The sequence below is a fragment of the Enterobacter sp. 940_PEND genome (genome assembly GCF_001059415.1).
Lineage (GTDB): Bacteria > Pseudomonadota > Gammaproteobacteria > Enterobacterales > Enterobacteriaceae > Enterobacter > Enterobacter cloacae_M.
This window is the reverse complement of the sequence record NZ_JUMS01000044.1, coordinates 1-350: the sequence shown is the minus strand read 5'-3', so window position 1 is coordinate 350 and position 350 is coordinate 1. Positions and strand designations below refer to the sequence as shown.

Here is a 350-nt window from a genome sequence, read left to right as displayed (position 1 = left end):
GTGATACCACGAGCTTTTTCTTCTGGTGCGTTATCGATCTGGTCGAATGCGCGAGCAGAACCACCGTAGGTTTTTGCCAGAACGGTAGTGATTGCAGCGGTCAGCGTTGTTTTACCATGGTCAACGTGGCCGATAGTACCGACGTTAACGTGCGGTTTTGTACGTTCAAACTTTTCTTTAGACATCGATTGTCCCTCTAAGACACGGATAAATCGGTGATATCACCACATCAACCAGGCGAAATGCCTGAATTGTTGAATACAGTAAAATTGAAACAGAGAGAAACGGGAAGGAGAAGTGAAGTGGTGCTGATACCCAGAGTCGAACTGGGGACCTCACCCTTACCAAGG

Annotated in this window: 1 protein-coding gene; it reads right to left on the bottom strand. The window is 47.4% G+C overall.

From position 1 onward, the window contains the following. On the bottom strand, window positions 1-185 hold a 185-nt coding region (locus ADJ24_RS07030), incomplete at its 3' end, for a GTP-binding protein (protein ID WP_044347782.1). Between the last annotated feature and the right edge of the window lie 165 nt (window positions 186-350).